General features: G+C 39.7%; 16 protein-coding genes and 1 pseudogene. 9 read left to right on the forward strand and 8 right to left on the reverse strand.

Translation table 11 applies throughout. The features are described from left to right. Nucleotides 1-3 precede the first annotated feature (3 nt). From F938_RS10275 to F938_RS10290, 4 genes are read right to left on the reverse strand one after another with little or no spacing between them, the layout of a single operon-like run. The gene (locus F938_RS10275) at nt 4-657 is read right to left on the reverse strand and encodes a 3-oxoacid CoA-transferase subunit B (protein ID WP_005031557.1); all 654 of its coding nucleotides are present in this window, start codon (nt 655-657) and stop codon (nt 4-6) included. Then, nucleotides 657-1,325 (reverse strand): 3-oxoacid CoA-transferase subunit A, encoded by a 669-nt coding sequence (locus F938_RS10280; protein ID WP_005031558.1) that lies wholly within the window; start codon nt 1,323-1,325, stop codon nt 657-659. The genes F938_RS10275 and F938_RS10280 overlap by 1 nt, the downstream gene beginning before the upstream one ends. A gap of 46 nt (nt 1,326-1,371) precedes the next feature. After that, entirely contained in the window at nt 1,372-2,667 is a 1,296-nt protein-coding gene (locus F938_RS10285) for an MFS transporter (protein WP_010591338.1), read from the reverse strand. 57 nt (nt 2,668-2,724) lie between these two features. Continuing rightward, nucleotides 2,725-3,879 (reverse strand): acyl-CoA dehydrogenase family protein, encoded by a 1,155-nt coding sequence (locus F938_RS10290; protein WP_005031560.1) that lies wholly within the window; start codon nt 3,877-3,879, stop codon nt 2,725-2,727. Nucleotides 3,880-4,193: 314 nt separating this feature from the next. Here F938_RS10290 and F938_RS10295 point away from each other — a divergent pair, with 314 nt between their 5' ends. From F938_RS10295 to F938_RS10320, 6 genes and pseudogenes are all read left to right on the forward strand, one after another. Next, nucleotides 4,194-4,982, forward strand: a complete 789-nt coding sequence (locus F938_RS10295; RefSeq protein ID WP_005031563.1) for an enoyl-CoA hydratase — start codon at nt 4,194-4,196, stop codon at nt 4,980-4,982. Nucleotides 4,983-5,011: 29 nt separating this feature from the next. Continuing rightward, a complete protein-coding gene (locus F938_RS10300) occupies nt 5,012-5,773 on the forward strand; it encodes an SDR family oxidoreductase (protein ID WP_005031565.1) in 762 nt (253 codons plus the stop codon). 57 nt (nt 5,774-5,830) lie between these two features. Then, nucleotides 5,831-7,354: a 3-hydroxyacyl-CoA dehydrogenase gene (locus tag F938_RS10305; protein WP_005031567.1), complete on the forward strand. Its 1,524-nt coding sequence runs from the start codon at nt 5,831-5,833 to the stop codon at nt 7,352-7,354. 14 nt (nt 7,355-7,368) lie between these two features. After that, complete coding sequence (locus F938_RS10310) at nt 7,369-8,574, forward strand: 3-oxoadipyl-CoA thiolase (protein WP_005031569.1); 1,206 nt, start codon at nt 7,369-7,371, stop codon at nt 8,572-8,574. 105 nt (nt 8,575-8,679) lie between these two features. Further along, nucleotides 8,680-9,522 carry an IclR family transcriptional regulator gene (locus F938_RS10315; RefSeq protein WP_004830752.1) on the forward strand — a complete coding sequence of 281 codons (843 nt, stop codon included), beginning with the start codon at nt 8,680-8,682 and terminating at the stop codon, nt 9,520-9,522. A 71-nt stretch (nt 9,523-9,593) separates the two neighbouring features. Then, nucleotides 9,594-10,782: pseudogene (locus tag F938_RS10320) on the forward strand (MFS transporter). A 38-nt stretch (nt 10,783-10,820) separates the two neighbouring features. Here the strand turns inward: F938_RS10320 and F938_RS10325 are convergent. Further along, a complete protein-coding gene (locus F938_RS10325; protein ID WP_005031573.1) occupies nt 10,821-11,666 on the reverse strand; it encodes an IclR family transcriptional regulator in 846 nt (281 codons plus the stop codon). Between the two features lie 170 nt (nt 11,667-11,836). Further along, entirely contained in the window at nt 11,837-13,054 is a 1,218-nt protein-coding gene (locus F938_RS10330) for a CaiB/BaiF CoA transferase family protein (protein ID WP_005031575.1), read from the reverse strand. Nucleotides 13,055-13,386: 332 nt separating this feature from the next. Here F938_RS10330 and F938_RS10335 point away from each other — a divergent pair, with 332 nt between their 5' ends. The 3 genes from F938_RS10335 to F938_RS10345 all read left to right on the forward strand — a co-directional run bounded on the left by F938_RS10335 (nt 13,387) and on the right by F938_RS10345 (nt 17,725). Then, nucleotides 13,387-14,538 (forward strand): acyl-CoA dehydrogenase family protein, encoded by a 1,152-nt coding sequence (locus F938_RS10335; RefSeq protein ID WP_005031577.1) that lies wholly within the window; start codon nt 13,387-13,389, stop codon nt 14,536-14,538. Nucleotides 14,539-14,599: 61 nt separating this feature from the next. Then, nucleotides 14,600-15,850, forward strand: a complete 1,251-nt coding sequence (locus F938_RS10340; protein WP_005031579.1) for an MFS transporter — start codon at nt 14,600-14,602, stop codon at nt 15,848-15,850. A gap of 162 nt (nt 15,851-16,012) precedes the next feature. After that, the gene (locus F938_RS10345) at nt 16,013-17,725 is read left to right on the forward strand and encodes an electron transfer flavoprotein-ubiquinone oxidoreductase (RefSeq protein WP_005031583.1); all 1,713 of its coding nucleotides are present in this window, start codon (nt 16,013-16,015) and stop codon (nt 17,723-17,725) included. A gap of 145 nt (nt 17,726-17,870) precedes the next feature. Here the strand turns inward: F938_RS10345 and F938_RS10350 are convergent, their stop codons facing one another. After that, complete coding sequence (locus F938_RS10350; RefSeq protein ID WP_005031585.1) at nt 17,871-19,043, reverse strand: hypothetical protein; 1,173 nt, start codon at nt 19,041-19,043, stop codon at nt 17,871-17,873. A 114-nt stretch (nt 19,044-19,157) separates the two neighbouring features. Next, the gene (locus F938_RS10355; protein ID WP_005031588.1) at nt 19,158-20,639 is read right to left on the reverse strand and encodes an alanine/glycine:cation symporter family protein; all 1,482 of its coding nucleotides are present in this window, start codon (nt 20,637-20,639) and stop codon (nt 19,158-19,160) included. Nucleotides 20,640-20,778 lie beyond the last annotated feature (139 nt).

Here is a 20,778-nt window from a genome sequence, read left to right on the forward strand (position 1 = left end):
CAATTAATTGACACGGGCATCTATCAGTGGGCAATCCGTTAGTGCTTGTAATTCATCAAAACTCAGCCCTTGAACAACTTCTGTGACATAAGCCTTGTGATCTTTCAGTTCGATAATGCATAAATCGGTGTATATACGATTGACACATTGTTCTCCAGTCACTGGATAGCTGAGTGTATTGACGATTTTTGCTTCGCCATGTTTGGTCACATGTTCCATATAGACATAAATTGATTTTGCACCCACCGCCAAATCCATCGCACCACCAACTGCTGGTACATCATCTACTTTTCCTGTATGCCAATTGGCAAGATCGCCATTCACCGCAACTTGAAATGCACCAATCACACAAATATCAAGATGACCGCCACGCATAATGTCAAAGGAATCACCATGATGCATGAAACAGCCACCATCTAATAATGTGACTAACTCCTTTCCTGCATTGACTAAGTCTTGATCTTCTTCGCCTGCTTTTGGCGGTGGTCCAAATGCCAAAACCCCATTTTCTGAATGCAGGAAGATTTCTTTATCTTGAGGTAAATACTTGGCCACGTTGGTCGGTAAGCCAATACCTAAATTGACATAAGAACCTTCAGGAATATCCAAAGCAATCAATTGAGCGATATCTTCACGTGAGCGTTTTTGAACTGACATTAGATATCTCCTACTTTAACGACATGCTGTACAAAAATTCCGGGTGTAATAATGCATTCAGGATCAAGACTCCCCAACTCAACAGTATGATTGACTTGAACAATTGTTGTTTTTGCAGCCTTTGCCATGATCGGACCAAAGTTTCGTGCAGCTTTACGATAAGTTAAATTGCCCCAACGATCTGCTTGGTCAGCATAAATCAAAGCAAAATCAGCTTCGAGTGGATACTCAAGTACATAGTTTCGACCATGAATCGTTCTGGTTTCTTTACCTTCTGCGACTTTTGTGCCATAGCCTGTTGGTGTAAATATTGCACCGAGACCAGCACCTGCCGCCTGAATACGACATGCCAAATTACCTTGAGGCACCAGTTCCAATTCAATTTTTCCTGTACGATATAAATCTTGAAAAACGCTAGAACCGGCTGACTTTGGAAAAGAGCAGATCATTTTTCTGACACAACCTGCAATGATAAGTTGGGTTAAACCACGATCACCAGAAGCAGCATTGTTATTCACGATGGTTAGCTCTTTTTTACCTAAATCAATCAAGGCTTCAATGAGTTCTGCTGGCTGACCTGTGACACCAAAACCACTGGTCATGATGGTTGCACCATCGGGAATCGCCTTTAAAATGGGTTCAATATCACTGGTGATTTTATTGATCATTTCCCTTGTCCCTGTATATGCTTGAATTCAACTGGCAGCTTAAACATCACTCTGCCTTTTGTGGATTAAATAGTCTGTCTTTGATAAATAACAATGGAATTACCCCACAGATAAAGTAAGCGCCTGCCATGACCAATAGCCCTAAGCCAATCGAACCATTTTGTGACAGAAAACCAATCGTGAGTGGTGAAAAAATCGAAAGCACTTTACCAATGTTATATGCCCCGCCTACAGCAGAACCGCGGATGGAGGTAGGAAAACTTTCCGTCATATAAGTGGCATTAATGGCATACGGTATGCCGTATAAGAAACCAAAGAACAACATGAGCCATAGAATATTTGCTGGCGTATTCAGATAAACAATCACGGGAATAAACAGCGCAGTACCAATTGTTCCAAATGCAAATACAGCACGGCGACCCAATTTATCGGCAATGATTCCTGCAATGATCTTAGCGAACATCATGATTAAGAAAGTACCCACCATATACATGGCCATTTCTTTAAACTTGATTCCTAGATCTGACTCTAAATAGGCAGGCAACCAATTACTTACGCCGTAGTAGCCAAATTGCAAAGCACCTGTACTGAGAATCCACAACACAAACATAGTGCCATGTTTTTTATCACGTAAGATTTCCCAATATGGATTTTGACGTTTAACCGCTTGTGTACTTTGAGGCGTAGCCAGCATTTTTAATTGGCGTGCTTTTTTCCATGACTCTGGCTCAGGAACAATAAAATGCATCAGTACAGATAATATAATCGGTGTTATAGCGAGCCAGTAAAGAAAGCGCCAACCATGTTCTGGAATAATATGACCTGCCAATAATGTGGCAAGTAAAGAACCGAGGGTATAACCCGTCATCAGTGTTGCTAAAACAGTTGAACGGTGTTTAGTTGGCACCATCTCAGACATTAAAATATTGCAGGCAATATAGAGTGCCCCCAAGCCCATTGCTCCAACTGTTCTCAAGATGGCAAATTGCATATAAGAATGGGTAAAACCCAATGCACAGGTGAGTACTGAAGAAAAAGCGATGAAAAATACAATAATTCTGACTCGACCAAACCGATCGCAAGCCCAACCGCCAATTAAACCGCCTACGGCTGAACCGAGTAGTGTTAAACTCCCCAATGTACCAGCTTGTACACCGGTCAGATGAAATTCAGTTTTTAAACTGGTCAAACTCAAGGCTAAAAAGCCTAAATCTGCGCCGTCGAATAACAATGTAAAAAATGCAAATATAAATGCAGTAATCCAAATCTTCTTAGGCGTTTGAATGGCTTCCCCAGCATCCAATTGACCACCATTATTTTGTGTAACAGTTTCCGTTGTCATGTCCATATCCTCAGAAAGAATATGAGGCATCCCCTGCCTCAAGCGATATATGCTTTATTAAGTTGTTGCTTCCCGAATCATATTTTTTGCAATAATCAATTGTTGAACCTGCGTAGTTCCTTCATATAAACGGAATAAACGTACATCACGATAAAAACGTTCAATTGCGTATTCACTGATATAGCCCGCACCACCATGAATTTGCACACAGCGGTCTGCAACTCGACCACACATTTCAGTGGCAAACATTTTGCTACAAGAGGCTTCTGTACTAATATTTTCACCTTGATCACGGCGGCGTGCAGCATCAAGGACCATGCATTTCGCTGCATAAATTTCTGCTTTTGAATCTGCAAGCATGGCTTGAATCAATTGAAAGTTAGCAATGGGCTGACCAAATTGCTTGCGCTCAATGGCATAGTGCAATGCATCATTTAACATCCGTTCAGCGATGCCCACACTATAAGCACCAATATGTAAGCGCCCTTTGTCTAGGACTTTCATTGCAGTTTTAAAGCCTATTCCTTCCACACCACCGATTAAAGCAGATGCGGGAACTCGACAATTTTCAAAAATTACATCACAAGTATGAGAACCTTTTTGTCCCATCTTTTGATCAATTTTTCCTAAACTTATCCCAGGGGTATTGGCTTCGACTAAAAAAGCAGAAATGCCATTTGCACCTTTGATTTCGGGGTTTGTTCGCGCCATAACTGTAAAAGTTGAAGCATGAGGAGCATTGGTAATAAAGCGTTTTGTGCCATTGAGAATATAAAAATCACCCTCTTTAACTGCACTGGTTTTTAAAGAGGCTGCATCTGAACCTGCTTCAGGTTCGGTCAAACAAAACGAACCAATAATTTCTCCACTGGCGTAGCGAGGAAGGTATTTTTGTTTTTGCTCTTCTGTACCATCGATTAAAATAGCACTTGAACCGATGCCATTATTGGTACCAATGAGTGAGCGAAAAGCTGGAGAGGTTTGTCCAAGTGCAAATGCAACATTAACCTCTTCTTCCATGGTAATCCCTAAACCACCATATTGCTCTGGAATGGTGAGTCCAAATAAACCAAGCTCACGCATTTGTTGCACAATATCGTCTGGTATTTTGTCTTGCTCAGCCACTTCATGTTCACGTGGAATCAATTCATTATTTACAAAATCACCAATTGTCGTCAGTAATTGCTGCAACATCCCTTCATCACGAATCATCTATGATCTCCCTTCTTGTATCTATTTTCTGTGTGTACTGCCCAACAACGATGTCCTGCATTGGGACTGGATTTTTAATCTTATTGACTATGAATGTGTTTCATAATAAGAGACTAAAAATGAAAAATTCAAGCTTTTTTGAAAATTAATTTCGTTTAACGAAATTTTATAATTGACGATTATTAAATATCAATTACTTAGCTAAATAGTCAGCCACTTAAATTTTCATAGAGACAAATAATACTTGAAATAAATTTCAAAATAAGCATTATTAAAGAAATATAGTTTTGATATGCGAAACAAGGAATTCATAAATGAGTGAAATCACAGGGAACAATTTCATCGAAGTTGATTATGGTTTTCAAAATATAGCAATCGTTAAGATCAATCGTCCAGAAGCTAAAAATGCGCTGAACACTGAAGTGCGTAAACAACTGGCTCAAGTATTTACTGAATTAAGCTTCGACGATCAGATCCATGCAATTGTATTAACAGGCGGTGATGAGGTATTTGCAGCGGGTGCTGACTTAAAAGAAATGGCAACGGCAACATCGACAGAAATGCTTTTGCGACATACAGAGCGCTATTGGAACGCCATTGCCCAATGTCCTAAAACTGTGATTGCTGCAGTAAATGGCTATGCATTAGGTGGTGGTTGTGAACTGGCAATGCATAGCGACATCATTATTGCAGGCAAAGGTGCAATTTTCGGGCAACCCGAAATTAAGGTGGGTTTGATGCCAGGCGCTGGTGGTACACAACGCTTATTCCGTGCTGTAGGTAAGTTTCATGCGATGCGAATGATTATGACGGGTGCAATGGTAAAGGCGGAAGAAGCTTATATCATTGGATTGGTTTCTCAAGTGACTGAAGATGATCAAACCATTCCCACTGCGATTCAAATGGCTCAAAGTCTCGCAAAAATGCCACCAATTGCCCTGCAGCAAATTAAAGAAGTTGCATTGATGAGCGAAGATGTTCCTTTAAATGCAGGGCTATGCTTAGAGCGCAAATCGTTCCAATTGCTGTTTTCAACTGAAGATAAAAACGAAGGTATTCAAGCTTTTATTGAAAAGCGTAAACCATCATACCAAGGCAAATAACCTTCACCGATCAACAACGTGGAATAAAAATGGCAAGAAAAGTATTGATTAGCGCGGGCGGTGCTGGAATTGGGCGTCATATTGCAGAAGCATTTTTAAATCAACAAGATGATGTCTATGTTTGTGATATGAATGCAGACAGCTTAACTCAATTTCAGCAAGCGTATCCTAGCCTTCATATTTATCAGTGTGATCTATCGAAACATGATCAAATCAAAAACATGTTCAATGATGCGACAGAAAAACTGGGACATATCGACATATTGGTTAACAATACTGGGATTTCGGGTCCAACTGTAGCAGCAGAAGAACTGAGTTTTAATGATTGGAATACTGTATTGAACCTAAATTTAACCAGTACTTTTCTGCTTACCCAATTTGCTATCCCACTTTTAAAATGTTCTGAATCTGGTGTCATTATTAATATGTCTTCCATCGCTGGACGTTTAGGCTATCCCTATCGGTTAGCCTATTCAACATCAAAATGGGGACTGATTGGCTTTACCAAGACATTGTCAATGGAACTTGGTCCAGACAATATTCGGGTAAATGCCATACTTCCTGGTGCAGTCGATGGTGAGCGCGTTGAACGTGTGCTGCAAGCACGTGCGGATTTGACCAATAGCACCTTAGATGCTGTCACTCAAAATGCACTCAAAAACCAATCACTCAAATATTTTGTCAATCCTAAACACATTGCTGACTTATGCCTATTTTTAGCTTCAGAGAGTGGTCGTTCGATTTCAGGACAAATTTTACCCATAGATGGTGACAAACAATGTCTGAGTTAAAAACTCAAATTTCACGCGCTTTATTTTTGAATATAGACCAGTTATCAGGATGATCACATGACTTATGATATTAAAAGCTTGGCTGTAATCGGTGTGGGCATTATGGGCAGTGGTATTGCTCAAATCGCAGCACAATCAGGTCATAGAACATATTTATATGACACAAAAGATGGCGCTGCACTACAGGCTAAAGAAAAGCTTGCAGCAACATTTCAAAAATTAGTCGAAAAAAATAAAATCACTGTTGAACAAGCTGAAAGTGCCAACCAACATTTAATTGTTGCGCAACAACTTGAAGACTTAAAATCTTGCGATCTTATTGTAGAAGCGATCGTTGAGCGTCTAGACATTAAACAAGGTTTAATGCAGCAACTTGAACAAATCGTTTCAGATACAACCATATTAGCTTCAAATACCTCATCGCTGTCTATCACGGCAATTGCTGCAAACTGTAAACTGCCTGAACGTGTTGTCGGCTTTCATTTCTTTAATCCTGTTCCACTGATGAAAGTTGTCGAAGTTATCCAAGGGTTAAAAACAGATCAACAGATCATTGAAACACTTTGCCAGTTGTCTCATGCATTTGGTCATCGCCCTGTAATTGCCAAAGATACTCCGGGATTTATCATTAACCATGCTGGGCGAGCATATGGAACAGAAGCATTAAAAATTTTAAATGAAAATGTTTCAGATATTAGTGAAATTGACCGCATTTTACGAGATGGTGTGGGTTTCAGAATGGGTCCCTTCGAGCTCATGGATTTAACTGGGCTTGATGTATCACATCCAGTAATGGAATCGATTTACCATCAATATTACGAAGAAGCACGCTATAAACCCAATCCTTTAACCAAACAAATGCTCGAAGCTAAACAACTTGGGCGAAAAGTCAAACAAGGTTTTTATAGTTATGCAATAGGTAGCAAAAGCGGTGAAAAACCAGCACAGTATGTCGAAGCATTAACAAAGTATCCGAGCGTATGGATTGCAGCAGACTTTGCTGAGGATAAACAACGCATCGAGGATTATCTCATCCAGCACAATATTTCTTTGGATACGGGCGAACATCCGCAGGCGGAAAGTTTATGTCTAGTGGCTTGTTATGGTGAAGATACCACACAAACAATCAAACGGCTTCACTTAAACCCAGAGCATACCGTGGCAATCGACCTGCTATATGGTATCGAAAAACATCGAACACTGATGCCATCGCTACGAACAACATCTGAGTACCGTCAAGCTGCCCATTCCATCTTTAACTTAGATGGCGCAATGGTCAGTATGATCAATGAAAGTATTGGTTTTGTTGCACAACGTGTTTTAGCCATGGTGATCAATCTGGGTTGTGATATTGCCCAGCAAAATATCGCATCAGTTGATGATATTAATGCTGCTGTTCGTTTAGGGCTCGGGTATCCATTTGGTCCAATTGAATGGGGTGATCAGATCGGAAGCGATAAAATCTTACTGATCCTCAACCGTATATCTGCCTTGACCTATGACCCACGTTATCGCCCTAGCCCATGGCTACAACGTCGTGTCGCATTAAACTTACCACTAACTTTTAATTCTGAATATTGAAAAGGAAATTCTCTATGTTAAATGCTTATATTTATGACGGTCTACGTAGTCCAATTGGTCGACATGCAGGCGAACTTGCATCAGTGCGCCCCGATGATCTTGTTGCGATGGTTATGCAAAAACTTCTAGAAAAAACAGGTGTGCCTGGTGCAGACATAGAAGATGTCATTTTAGGAGATACCAATCAAGGTGGTGAAGACAGCCGCAATGTTGCCCGGAATGCCCTATTGCTTGCAGGTTTACCTGTAACGGTTGCTGGACAAACAGTCAACCGCTTATGTGCCAGTGGTTTAGGTGCTGTGATTGATTCAGCACGTGCGATTACCTGTGGTGAAGGTGACTTATATATTGCTGGAGGTGTAGAAAGTATGTCTCGTGCGCCTTTTGTGATGGCAAAAGCTGAAAGTGCTTATAGTCGTGATGTAAATATCTACGATACCACCATCGGTTCACGGTTCCCCAATAAAAAGCTGATTGCACAATATGGCGGACATTCTATGCCTGAAACGGGCGATAATGTTGCAGTTGAATTTGGCATTACTAGAGAACAGGCAGATCTATTTGCTGCTCAATCACAGGCAAAATATCAACAAGCCAAGCAAGATGGCTTTTTCAATGACGAAATTACTCCCATCGAAGTTTTTCAAGGAAAAAAATTACCTCCAAAATTGGTCATAGAGGATGAACACCCACGCCCGAGTTCTACAGTAGAAGCTTTAAGCAAGTTAAAACCGCTATTTGAAGGTGGTGTAGTCACAGCGGGTAATGCCTCGGGCATCAATGATGGTGCAGCAGCACTTCTTATAGGTTCAGAACTCGCTGGTCAAAAATATGGCTTAAAACCAATGGCTAAAATTTTATCCGCGGCAGCGGCAGGCATTGAGCCACGTATTATGGGCGCTGGTCCAATTGAAGCCATCAAAAAAGCTGTAGCACGTGCAGGTCTTCGTTTAGATGATATGGATATTATTGAAATCAATGAAGCTTTTGCTTCTCAAGTCTTATCTTGCTTAAAAGGTTTAGATATTGATTTTAATGACCCACGTGTGAACCCAAATGGCGGTGCAATTGCGATTGGTCATCCTTTGGGTGCTTCTGGTGCACGTCTCGCACTGACAGTGTCACGAGAACTGATTCGCCGTAATAAAAAATATGCGGTGGTGAGTCTATGTATTGGAGTGGGACAAGGCTTAGCAATGGTGATTGAAAACGTTGCTTAAGCATTAACGATTATCCATTCATCACAACAGCGCAGTGATGAATGGATTTATTTTGCATAGCGAAATATAATGGATAAACTGTTGTTTATTATATTTGAGTATCGAATGTCTCAGAATTCAGAACCTGAACAAACTATAAATTTTGATGAGATACGTCTAGATCCTATTTCTCATATTCATCGTGAAAATAACCCACAATTTATTGCATCTTTGGCACGCGGTTTAGAGTTGTTACGTTGTTTTTCGGCTAACCATCAAGTGTTAGGTAACCAAGAGTTGGCAAAAATGACCGGTTTACCCAAACCGACGATTGCACGGATTACCAATACGCTTGTGTCTCTAGGTTATTTAAAACAACTGCCCAACTCAACTAAATACACTTTAGACATTGGTGTCTTGTCTTTGGGTTATGCTGCCTTGTCCAATATTTCGATTCGTAATATTGCGCATCGTTATATGGAAGAGTTGAGTCAATACGTTCAAGCACCTGTTGCAATGGCGACACGTGATCGTTTAAACATGGTTTATATTGATGTGGTACAAATTGAAACAGCGTTAAATATGCGCCGTCCGATTGGTTCAACCTTGCCCCTCCACAGCAGTTCTATGGGAAGAGCCTGTTTAGCGGCAACACCTGAACGTGAACGTAATTTCTTACTCGATGCGCTGAAACAAAAAAATCCTGAAAACTGGCCTGCAATTAAACGCTCTCTTGAACGTGCTTTTCGAGATTACCAAGATTATGGATATTGTCTTTCTTTAGGTGAATGGCATAAAGAAGTCAATTCTGTTGCTGTGCCTTTAGTGAGTTCTCAACATGGTCTTTATGTCTTTAACTGTGGCGCACCTAGTTTTCATTTAAATCCGGAAAAACTTGAAGGTGAAATTGGACCTCATTTAATTCATATGGTGCATAACATTCAAGATGCATTGAATGAAACACACTGATCAGCTGATTTGAAAGAAGTTCAGAGATCATATGAATAAATGATTCAATTTCATGCTAGCAAACAAAAGGCATGATGAAAAACACACTCTATACCCCGACCATTATTTTAATGGCAATTGCAGCAGGCATCTGTACGGGCGGGAATTACTTTAGCCAACCACTGATTCACTCAATGAGTTTGAGTTTAAATATATCGGATACCACAACAGCGTGGGTGCCAACTTTGGCGCAAATTACTTATGCTTGTGGCTTGCTGTTTTTGATGCCTTTAGGTGATATTCTTGAAAAGCGTAAGCTGCTTTTTATCTTTATGTTACTGGCTGCATTCGGACTGATTATCAGTGGCTTTTCTCACAATATTTATCTGTTGATGTTTGGCACAATCATTACAGGGCTATTCTCGAGTTCAGCCCAACTATTGTTACCGCTTGCAGCGAGTCTGGCTCCTGTTCAGCAAAGCGGGCGTGTTGTGGGATTTTTACTCAGTGGTTTGATGATGGGCGTGTTATTGGCACGTTCAATTTCTGGACTGATCTCAACACTCTTTGCATGGCATGTGATCTATTTGATCAGTGGTTTTTTACTCTTAATTATTGCAATTATTTTGTATCGCAATATTGGTCGATTCCCTCCAACTCAATCGGAAAACTATGTAAAAACCATTCATTCCTTGCCAAAGATCTTTTTTCAGAATCGTCGACTAAGAATAAGAACCTATATTGGTGGATTAACTTTTGCCTGTGTCAGTTTGACCTTTACCACAATGTCACTATTGCTGGCTCCAGCACCATATTTTTTGAGTGATTTCACGATTGGATTATTTGGTTTTGTTGGTATTTTAGGCACATTTGTGGCGAATTTCTCAGGTAAATTCATTGATCAAGGCTACATTCATAAAATATCAATCACTTGTGGTTTCGGGCTAATCTTCAGTTGGTTATTATTTTTATTATTGGATTATCATTTCATCTTTTATATTTTTGCCCTACTCATCCTTTATGCATCTCTTTCTGCTGTTCATGTCACCAATCAAAGCATTGTGTTTAAACTCAACCAAGAGTTACGATCACGTTTTAATGCAATCTATATGACGGGATATTTTGCAGGCGGTGCATTGGGTACGACGACAGGCAGTTATGCTTGGAAACATTTTGGCTGGATAGGTGTGTGTAGCTTAGGCTTGGTATTCGCCATTTTATGTTTATATTGTTGTATTTCAGATGCAAAAAAACCAGCATAATTTATGCTGGTTTTTTTAAATTTGTCTCAATCAAGAAATCAACTATACACGCTGTATTTAACTAATCTCAGTACGAATATTATTCACCATATGTAATAAACGTGGCGCAATATCTTCTTCCAGTTTTTCACGATTCATTATAAAGCTTGGACCACCACAGTTAAATACCAATAAGCCATGTTGTTCATGAATCAATGGAACAGCTACAGAGTTGACATCTTTATGCCACTCCCCAATGGAAAAGCAATAACCAAAATCTTGATAATCTTTGAATGCTTTATCTAAATCACGATTGATTTTAATCCAGTCTTCTTTATGTTTACGACGGATTGCATCCAGCAAAAATTCTCTTTCATCTTCAGGCATTGCTGCAAGACACGCACGCCCCATCGAGCTTAAATGAATCGGCAAATAGGTTCCAACCTGACGTCGCATGGTCATATTGCCTTTACCTTGAACCACATCCAAATAAATCATATTCAAACGATCACGTGTCGCCATTGCAACAGCAGCACCTGCGTAATCTGCTAAATTCTTCATATAAGGATGTGCAATATTACGGATGGACACATTGGAAAGCATTGAATATCCGAATGCCAAAACACCAACAGAGAGTTGGAATTTACTCGAATTTGGCACTTGTTTGATATAGCCCAAGCGTGACAAGGTATGGGTTAAGCGAGTAATTGTCGGTTTAGGTAAACCTGTCATTTGTGAGAGTTCTTGATTACCTAAATGTTGATGTTTTGGCGTAAAACAACGCAATAACTCTAAACCACGTCCTAAGGCAGTGATAAATTGACGATCATTTTCATCCTGCATATCTTCTATAGGATGCAATAGCTCATGGCGCAAAGGCGCTAATAATTTTTCTGTATGTTCTGCATCAAAGGCATCAGTCATGGTTATAACACTTCATCTATTTGTTTCGCACTGCGAAAATTATAATCTATTTTTTCTATAAATACACTTTAAAATAAATAATGCATAAAGGTGGATGTGAAAAGTCTAATTTTTCTGATGATTGCGAAACTTAATCATCATAGCCCTTTCACATCAATGGATTAAAATCCTTAGCCAATCACACCTTGAGCTTTTAATTCTGCAAATTTCTCATCAGAAATAATACGACCTAAGATTGTTTGTGTATGCTCTCCCAATAAAGGTGGTGCATTTCGATACTCTACAGGTGTCCGAGAAAGTTTGATGGGAGAACCAACGACTGTCATTTTTTCACGAAGTGGATGTGGCATTTCTACCAACATTTCTCGTGCAATCACTTGAGGTTCATTAAAAGCTTGTTCGAGATTGTTAATCACCCCCACAGGCACTTTGGCTGCATAAATTGCATTTACCCATTCATCAGCAGTCTTGCTTAAAAAATGCTTGGATAAAATATCAATCACTTCCTCACGATGTTTGATTCGATCCGCATTACGGCTAAAGCGAGGATCGTTGGGTAAATCAGCTAAACCAATACTGTTACATAGTTGAATAAATTGGCTGTCATTACCACAAGCAATAATGAATTCTCGATCTGAAGCTTTAAATAACTGGTAAGGCACAATATTGGCATGTGCATTGCCATAACGCACAGGAATTTTTCCTGAGGAAAAATAGTTCATTCCTTGGTTTGCCATCGTAGCGATTTGCACATCAAGTAAAGCCATATCTATATATTGACCTAAACCTGTTATATGACGGTTGAGTAAGGCTGCTTGTATGGCAATGGTTGAATATAATCCAGTGGATAAATCAGAAAAAGCTACCCCCACTTTTTGCGGACCACCACCGGGTAAATCATCCTTTTCACCTGTGATGGACATCAGACCGCCCATACCTTGGATGATAAAATCATAACCCGGTTCTTCTGCTCTTGGTCCATTTTGTCCAAAACCAGTGATTGAGCAATAGACCAGTCTTGGGTTGATTTCAGATAAAGTGGCATAATCTAAGCCATACTTTTTTAAAGAGCCTGTTTTATAGTTTTCAATGACCACATCCGTATCTTGGATGAGTGTTTTGATAAGTGCTTGCCCTTCTGGATTTGCAATATCAATCGCAACAGAAAGCTTATTTCGATTGGTCGACTGATAATAAGCAGCTTCACGTGTGTCGTGCCCTGCATCATCTTTCATCCAAGGTGGTCCCCAAGAACGGGTATCATCACCTAACTTTGGTCTTTCAACCTTAATAACCTCTGCACCTAGATCAGCAAGAATCTGTCCACACCACGGTCCAGCCAGTACTCGACTTAAATCAAGTACACGAATTCCATTTAAAGCGCCCATGTCCATTCCACGTTCGATTTGTTTAATTTCCTACAGGAAAACTTGTTTAGCATAAGTTTCGCATAGCGATATGTATTTTTAATATACATGCAAGTATGCAAAAATCAATCAAAATATTTTCCACAGTTGATAATAATCTATTTTTTAAATGAACTTAGACAATAAAATCAAATAATTATGATCACTTAGATAAAATACATTATATCGCATTGCGAAATTAATTTTCAAAATATATTGTTTTATGCAATTCCATTGATTAATATCGAAACGAAATGCAGGGTTTAACCCGCATTAGATTGATGTTTTAAGTAAGTTGTATAAAGGACAAGACTATGATTCGAGATCAGGAAACACTTAACCAACTGGTAGATATGATTCGACAGTTTGTAGATGGTGTATTGATTCCTCATGAGAATGAAGTCGCAGAAACAGATCAGATTCCTCAAAAAATTATTGAGCAAATGCAAACTTTAGGTTTATTTGGACTCACAATTCCTGAGCAATATGATGGTCTTGGACTGACTATGGAAGAGGAAGTGACGATTGCATTTGAACTTGGTCGTACTTCCCCTGCTTTCCGTTCATTGATCGGTACCAATAACGGCATCGGTTCAAGCGGTTTAATCATTGACGGAACCGACACACAAAAATCATTTTTCTTACCTCGTCTAGCACGTGGAGAGCTAATCAGCTCATTTTGTCTCACAGAACCAGATGCAGGTTCAGATGCAGCTTCGCTCAAGACGACTGCCATTAAGGATGGTGATTTCTATATTTTAAATGGTACTAAACGCTTTATTACCAACGCACCACATGCAGGTGTATTCACAGTCATGGCGCGTACTAACCCTGAGATAAAAGGTTCTGGTGGAATCTCAGCGTTTATTGTGGATAGCACAACAGTAGGAATCTCTTTGGGTAAACAGGATCAAAAAATGGGACAAAAAGGTGCGCACACCTGTGATGTCATTTTTGAAAACTGTCGGATTCCTGCCTCTGCACTGATCGGTGGTGTCGAAGGCGTTGGCTTTAAAACAGCAATGAAAGTTCTAGATAAAGGGCGCTTACATATTGCTGCAATTAGTGTAGGTGCCGCTATCCGTATGTTGGATGATGCGCTCAAGTTTGCGATTGAACGTAAACAGTTTGGTCAAGCGATTGCAGAATTTCAATTGATTCAAGCCATGCTTGCTGACTCTAAAGCTGAAATTTATGCCGCCAAATGTATGGTCATAGATGCAGCTAGACAACGTGATGCTGGACAAAATGTCAGTACTGAAGCTTCATGCGCCAAAATGTTTGCGACTGAAATGTGTGGTCGTGTCGCAGATCGATGTGTACAGATTCACGGGGGTTCAGGTTATATCAGCGAATATGCGATTGAACGTTTTTATCGAGATGTGCGTTTATTCCGTCTTTATGAAGGAACAACTCAGATTCAGCAAATGATTATTGCCCGAAACATGATTCGTGCTGTGTCTTAATTAATTCTTCGGCACTTTAAAACGAATTAAAGTGCCATAAATCAAATGTAGGTAATGGATTATGGCTACAAACTACACCACCTCTATCTCCCCAATACAACCCCACACTTGGAAAATTGCATTTATTTTTGCATTCTTGGCTTTGTTGGTCGATGGCGCTGATCTCATGCTGCTGTCTTATAGCCTAAACAGTATTAAAGCAGATTTTGGCTTAAGCTCAGTTCAAGCAGGTATGCTCGGTAGTTTTACGTTGGCGGGTATGGCTGTAGGGGGAATATTTGGAGGATGGGCATGTGATAAATATGGTCGAGTGCGTATTGTAGTACTTTCGATCCTAACTTTTTCACTCCTGACATGCGGATTAGGCTTTACCCAAAGTTTCCTAGAGTTTGGCTTACTGCGCTTTTTTGCTTCACTGGGTTTGGGTTCACTTTATATTGCCTGTAATACTTTAATGGCTGAATATGTTCCGACGCGTTACCGTACAACCGTCTTAGGTACATTACAGGCAGGTTGGACAGTCGGTTATATCGTTGCAACCTTGCTTGCTGGTTGGATTATCCCAGATCATGGTTGGCGCATGTTGTTTTACGTTGCCATTGTCCCTGTATTGATTGCAATTTTGATGCACCTACTTGTGCCAGAACCTTTAGCATGGCAAGAATCTCGCCTTAAACAGCCAGTCGTGACTCAAGATGTTGAAAAAACTTCTGCTTTCCAATTGATTTTTAAAGATAAGCGTAATCGTAATATGTTTATTTTATGGGCATTAACAGCAGGTTTCTTGCAGTTTGGTTATTATGGGGTCAATAACTGGATGCCATCCTATTTAGAAAGTGAATTAGGAATGAAGTTCAAGGAAATGACCGCATATATGGTCGGTACTTATACTGCCATGATTCTTGGTAAAGTCCTTGCAGGGATGATGGCTGACAAATTGGGGCGCCGTTTTAGCTATGCATTTGGTGCAATTGGTACCGCAATTTTTCTTCCTTTGATTGTTTTTTACAATTCACCAAGCAATATTTTGTATCTTTTGATCGCTTTTGGATTCTTATATGGTATTCCATATGGTGTAAATGCAACATATATGACTGAAAGTTTCCCTACAGCGATTCGTGGTACAGCAATTGGTGGCGCTTATAATGTGGGTCGACTTGGTGCTGCACTTGCGCCTGCAACGATCGGATTCTTGGCATCTGGTGGTTCTATTGGTTTGGGTTTTGTGGTTATGGGAGCTGCGTATTTAATTTGTGGCGTTATTCCTGCACTGTTTATCAAAGAAAAATTATATGATCCACAAAAGTCCTAAATTTTAAAATTTAACGACCGTGAAGCCAGCTTAATTTTGCTGGCTTTTTTGTTGCTATCTTTTTGGATTTATTTATAAAATTGAGTTTTTTGTCGAGCTCTTTCATTTGATATTTTTATTAAAATAATTTAAAGTACCGCTAAGCGAAATGGAATTTCTTTTATGAATAATATACAACGCGAATCGATGGAGTTTGACGTCGTGATCGTAGGCGCAGGTCCTGCGGGTCTTTCTGCTGCGATTAAAATTCGTCAATTGGCTATTGAAAACAACCTTTCCGACCTTTCTGTCTGTGTGGTTGAAAAAGGCTCTGAAGTTGGTGCGCATATCCTTTCTGGTGCTGTACTTGAACCTCGTGCAATCAATGAACTTTTCCCTGACTGGAAAGAACAAGGCGCACCTTTAAATGTGCCTGTGACTGAGGACAAGACTTATTTCCTCATGTCTGCTGAAAAGTCTCAAGAAGCACCGCATTGGATGGTTCCTAAAACCATGCACAACGATGGCAACTATGTCATTTCATTGGGTAATGTTGTTCGTTGGTTGGGTCAAAAGGCTGAGGAATTAGAAGTTTCTATTTTCCCGGGCTTTGCTGCTTCAGAAATTCTTTATCATGAAGATGGTTCTGTAAAAGGGATTCAAACTGGTGATATGGGCGTTGGTAAAGATGGTGAACCGACGCATAACTTCACGCCTGGTTATGAACTTCATGCCAAATATACGATTTTTGCAGAAGGTTGCCGTGGACATCTCGGTAAACGTTTAATTGCAAAATACAACTTAGATCAAGATGCTGATCCGCAACATTACGGTATCGGGATTAAAGAACTTTGGGAAATCGACCCTGCAAAACATAAACCAGGTTTGGTGATGCATGGTTCAGGTTGGCCTCTTGCTGAAACAGGTTCTTCAGGTGGATGGTGGTTATATCACGCTGAAAACAACCAAGTGACTTTGGGTATGATTGTCGATTTATCTTATGAAAATCCACATATGTATCCATTTGCTGAAATGCAACGTTGGAAAACACATCCACTGATCAAGCAATATCTTGAAGGTGGTAAGCGTATTTCTTATGGCGCACGTGCAGTTGTAAAAGGTGGTCTAAACTCACTGCCAAAATTGACTTTCCCGGGTGGATGCCTGATTGGTGATGATGCGGGTTTCTTAAACTTTGCTAAAATCAAAGGCTCTCATACCGCAATGAAATCAGGTATGTTGTGTGGTGAGGCTGTATTTGAAGCAATCCAAGCAGGTCATGCAAAAGGTGGTGATTTAGCAATTGCTCGTGTGACTGAGGGTGAAGACTTCTTTGCGAAAGAGTTGACGGCATATACAGACAAATTCAACAATAGTTGGTTAAAAGAAGAGTTGCATCGTTCACGCAACTTTGGTCCTGCAATGCATAAATTCGGTTTATGGATGGGTGGCGCATTTAACTTTATCGACCAAAATATCTTTAAAGTTCCATTTACTTTACACGATCTTGTGCCTGACTTTAGTGCCTTGAAAACTGTAGATGCGTCTACCTTTAAACCGAACTATCCAAAGCTAGATGGTAAATTGACTTTTGACCGTTTGTCTTCTGTATTCGTTTCTAACACGGTACATGAAGAGAATCAGCCAGCACATTTAAAACTGACTGACCCAACGATTCCTGTAAATGTCAATTTACCCAAATGGGATGAGCCTGCTCAGCGTTACTGCCCTGCTGGTGTATATGAAATCATGGAAAATGATGATGGTTCTAAGCGCTTCCAGATTAATGCGGCAAACTGTGTTCACTGTAAGACGTGTGATATTAAAGATCCTTCACAAAACATCACATGGGTAACACCTGAGGGTGGTGGTGGTCCTAACTATCCAAATATGTAATTTGGATGGCTGGTCTAGAGCTTTAGGGTTCTTTTACTCCAATTTGTTGAGTGCATAAGCGCTTCATTTTTAATTATTTAGGTAAGCTTAGTTCCCAAGGGAGCTAAGCTTGAAATGAATCTAATTCGAATTGAGTCCTCGTTTTTTAAAAATTATAGAACAATAAAATATTTAACAAACCTCTCCATCCGAGATCATCTCCTTGAGCAAAAGAATTTGCATTGCCACCAATAAATGGATCATTTTTACTTAATAAATATTCAGCTGCTACAGAAAAATGACCTTTATCTGCTTGGATACCAAAGATATTTCTGTACGATCTTTCAAATTCACGAGGTTGTTTTTGCAGTGCACTATAAGTGAGATAAGGTGTGAGTGACCAACCATAAAGCACATCTTTCATCAGATAATTTACATCAAAAGTATAGAAACTTGCTTCATTGGCTAAATTGTAGGAACTATCAAAAGACCCGACCACTGCATAATCTCTCCCTAAACTGTCCAGATGAGTCACTTTGTTTCTACCGAGAGTTAATGTGACATTGGCATTTTTATAATTGATTTTACTAAACGCAGACCATGCATTGCGGTGTCCAGTCTGTGAATCATTTTTATTTTCAATGTTAGAATACCAATACGAAGATCCTAATTTTAAATTTAGATCAGGTTGATTCGATAAAGGAATTTCTTTTATCAAACGTGCAAGAAGCATGTTTTTTTCTTTTACATAGGGCTGATTTTTCTGATCTGGTTTAACATAATTCGCTGAATAATGGGCTGAATCTAAACTTTTACCTGTATAATTCCCTGCATCACGGGTAAAAAATGCCCCGTCAAATTTGGTTGTCGAATTGATATTTGAAGAATAGCGAATACCAAGATTATGCACATCTTCTAAGCCTGCATTAATGACCATTCCTCCAAACCAACTGGTTGACCAGCCCCGACCTGGACCAAATGGAATTTCCTGAATACCAAAGGTTATCGTATTGTCTTCACTTAACTTATAGCCGAGATTTGCATCTACTAGAGAAGAGAAATCACATAATCTGTCGAATTGATAACAACGATATTCTAGCGCGCCGAAAATATTTTTAGCCTCATATTTGATGGCTAATTTTGCGGCATCAAATTTCAAATTATGTTCACGATCATCTGTGTAATCTTTATCCATGATGTTTGCTCTCAGCCATCCTGAAATAGTCACTTCGCCCAAATCCGAATGTGCATCGCCAAAACGTAAATTCTCAGCGAAAAGGTCGGGTGAAAATGTAGATAAAGCACCACCAAGAAAAATATAAATTTTCCATTTTAACATTCTAAAAATCCTTTAATATCAGTGCTAGGCTCTAAATATATTGCTTTTAAATGAACATAGCGTTTGATTGAAACTGTTTTTGTTTTTCGCCTATGCAATGCAGAGCGACTTTTTTTATTGCTTTTGATTTGCAGCCAAAGATGTTGCCTGAGCTTTTTTCAAATCTGCGTATTTTTCCCAATAGGTTGCATTTTTAATGTCGACTTTTCTTGGGTCAAAGACAGGGTCTTTGCCTGACTTACGTTGAATATCATAGTCTTTTAATACTTTAAGCAATGGCTTAGTTAATAAGATCAAAGCAATTAGATTTACATATGCCATACTTCCGAAAGTAATATCGCCCAACGCCCACATCGTTTCAGTGCTTGCAATACTGCCCATAAATAGGGCTGCTAAACTTGCAATTTTTGCAATGGTTTTAAAGATCGGATATTTATTCTGACGATCAAAATATGCAATTCCAGACTCAGCGACATAGTAATATGTCATCAGTGTCGTAAAGGCAAAAACTAAAATCGCTAAAGAAATTAACCACGCTCCCCCTTGTTGAAAGACTGTTTGTAATGCCAGAGAAGTCCATTCTGCACCGGCAGGAATCCCTGGAACATATTCGACTAAGGGGGCGCTACTGCCTAGAGGGGAAACGTTATACATTCCTGTAATGAGGATCATTAAACCTGAACTGGTTAAAATCAATGCTGTCTCGAAGAAAATTGAAAATGCCTGAATTAGACCTTGTTTGACTGGATGAGAGGTCATGGCAGCAGCAGATGCAAAAGTAGATTCACCCGCGCCAGCTGCACTTGCAAAGACCGCGCGACGAACACCCCAATTTACAGCTTGCCCAATAATAGCGCCAAACACAGCATCCATACCCAGTGCACTTTTTACGATTAAAACAAAAGTTTCAGGAATTTTGTCATAGTGAAAAATCAAAAGAATAACGGTTGCCAGTACATACATTGCAGACATTGTGGGGACAATCTTCTCAACAGCGCGAGCTATGCGTTTGACACCACCCCAAATGATTAAGCCAATGCCTAAAGTGACAACAATTCCTGAAACATAAGGTGGTATTTGAAAGGTAGCTTTAAATGTCGTCGCAATGGTATTCATTTGAATACCAGGCATCATCACTGTATAAGAGATAATAAGTACCCCAGCTGCAACAGCTGCGAATGGTTTAAGCTTTAAGCCACGATCTATATAAAAATGTACACCACCATAGTATTGATCACCTTCTTTGAATTTGTAGAGCTGGGCAATGGTCGATTCACAAAATGCCAAAGCACCTGCAAGAAAGCCCATCACAATCATCCAAAAGATTGCACCAGGACCGCCCATGCCAACTGCTAAGGCAACGCCTGCAATATTACCAACACCAATACGACCAGCTAATGCCATAAAAAGTGCTTGTCGTGGGGAAATTCCTGAATGATCTTCTTTCTTCTCACGAATCACATGAAACATTTCACGAAAATATCGGAATTGCACTCCTCGTGTGATCAGCGTGAAATATAGCCCTACGCCGAGTGCGAGATATACCAATGTATTACTCCATAGATAGCCTACTATGGTATTTATCAGTTGTTCCATAACTGTTACCTCATCCTTTCTATTTTTTATAAATTAAATAGGTTTTGTTTTTTCAAGATGCAGAAATCCCTACATAATTTATGTATATTGATTTGTTTTACAGGTCGTGATATTGATGTTTTTTGAATATCTGACGTGT

The organism is Acinetobacter bereziniae LMG 1003 = CIP 70.12, assembly GCF_000368925.1.
GTDB classification, from domain to species: domain Bacteria; phylum Pseudomonadota; class Gammaproteobacteria; order Pseudomonadales; family Moraxellaceae; genus Acinetobacter; species Acinetobacter bereziniae.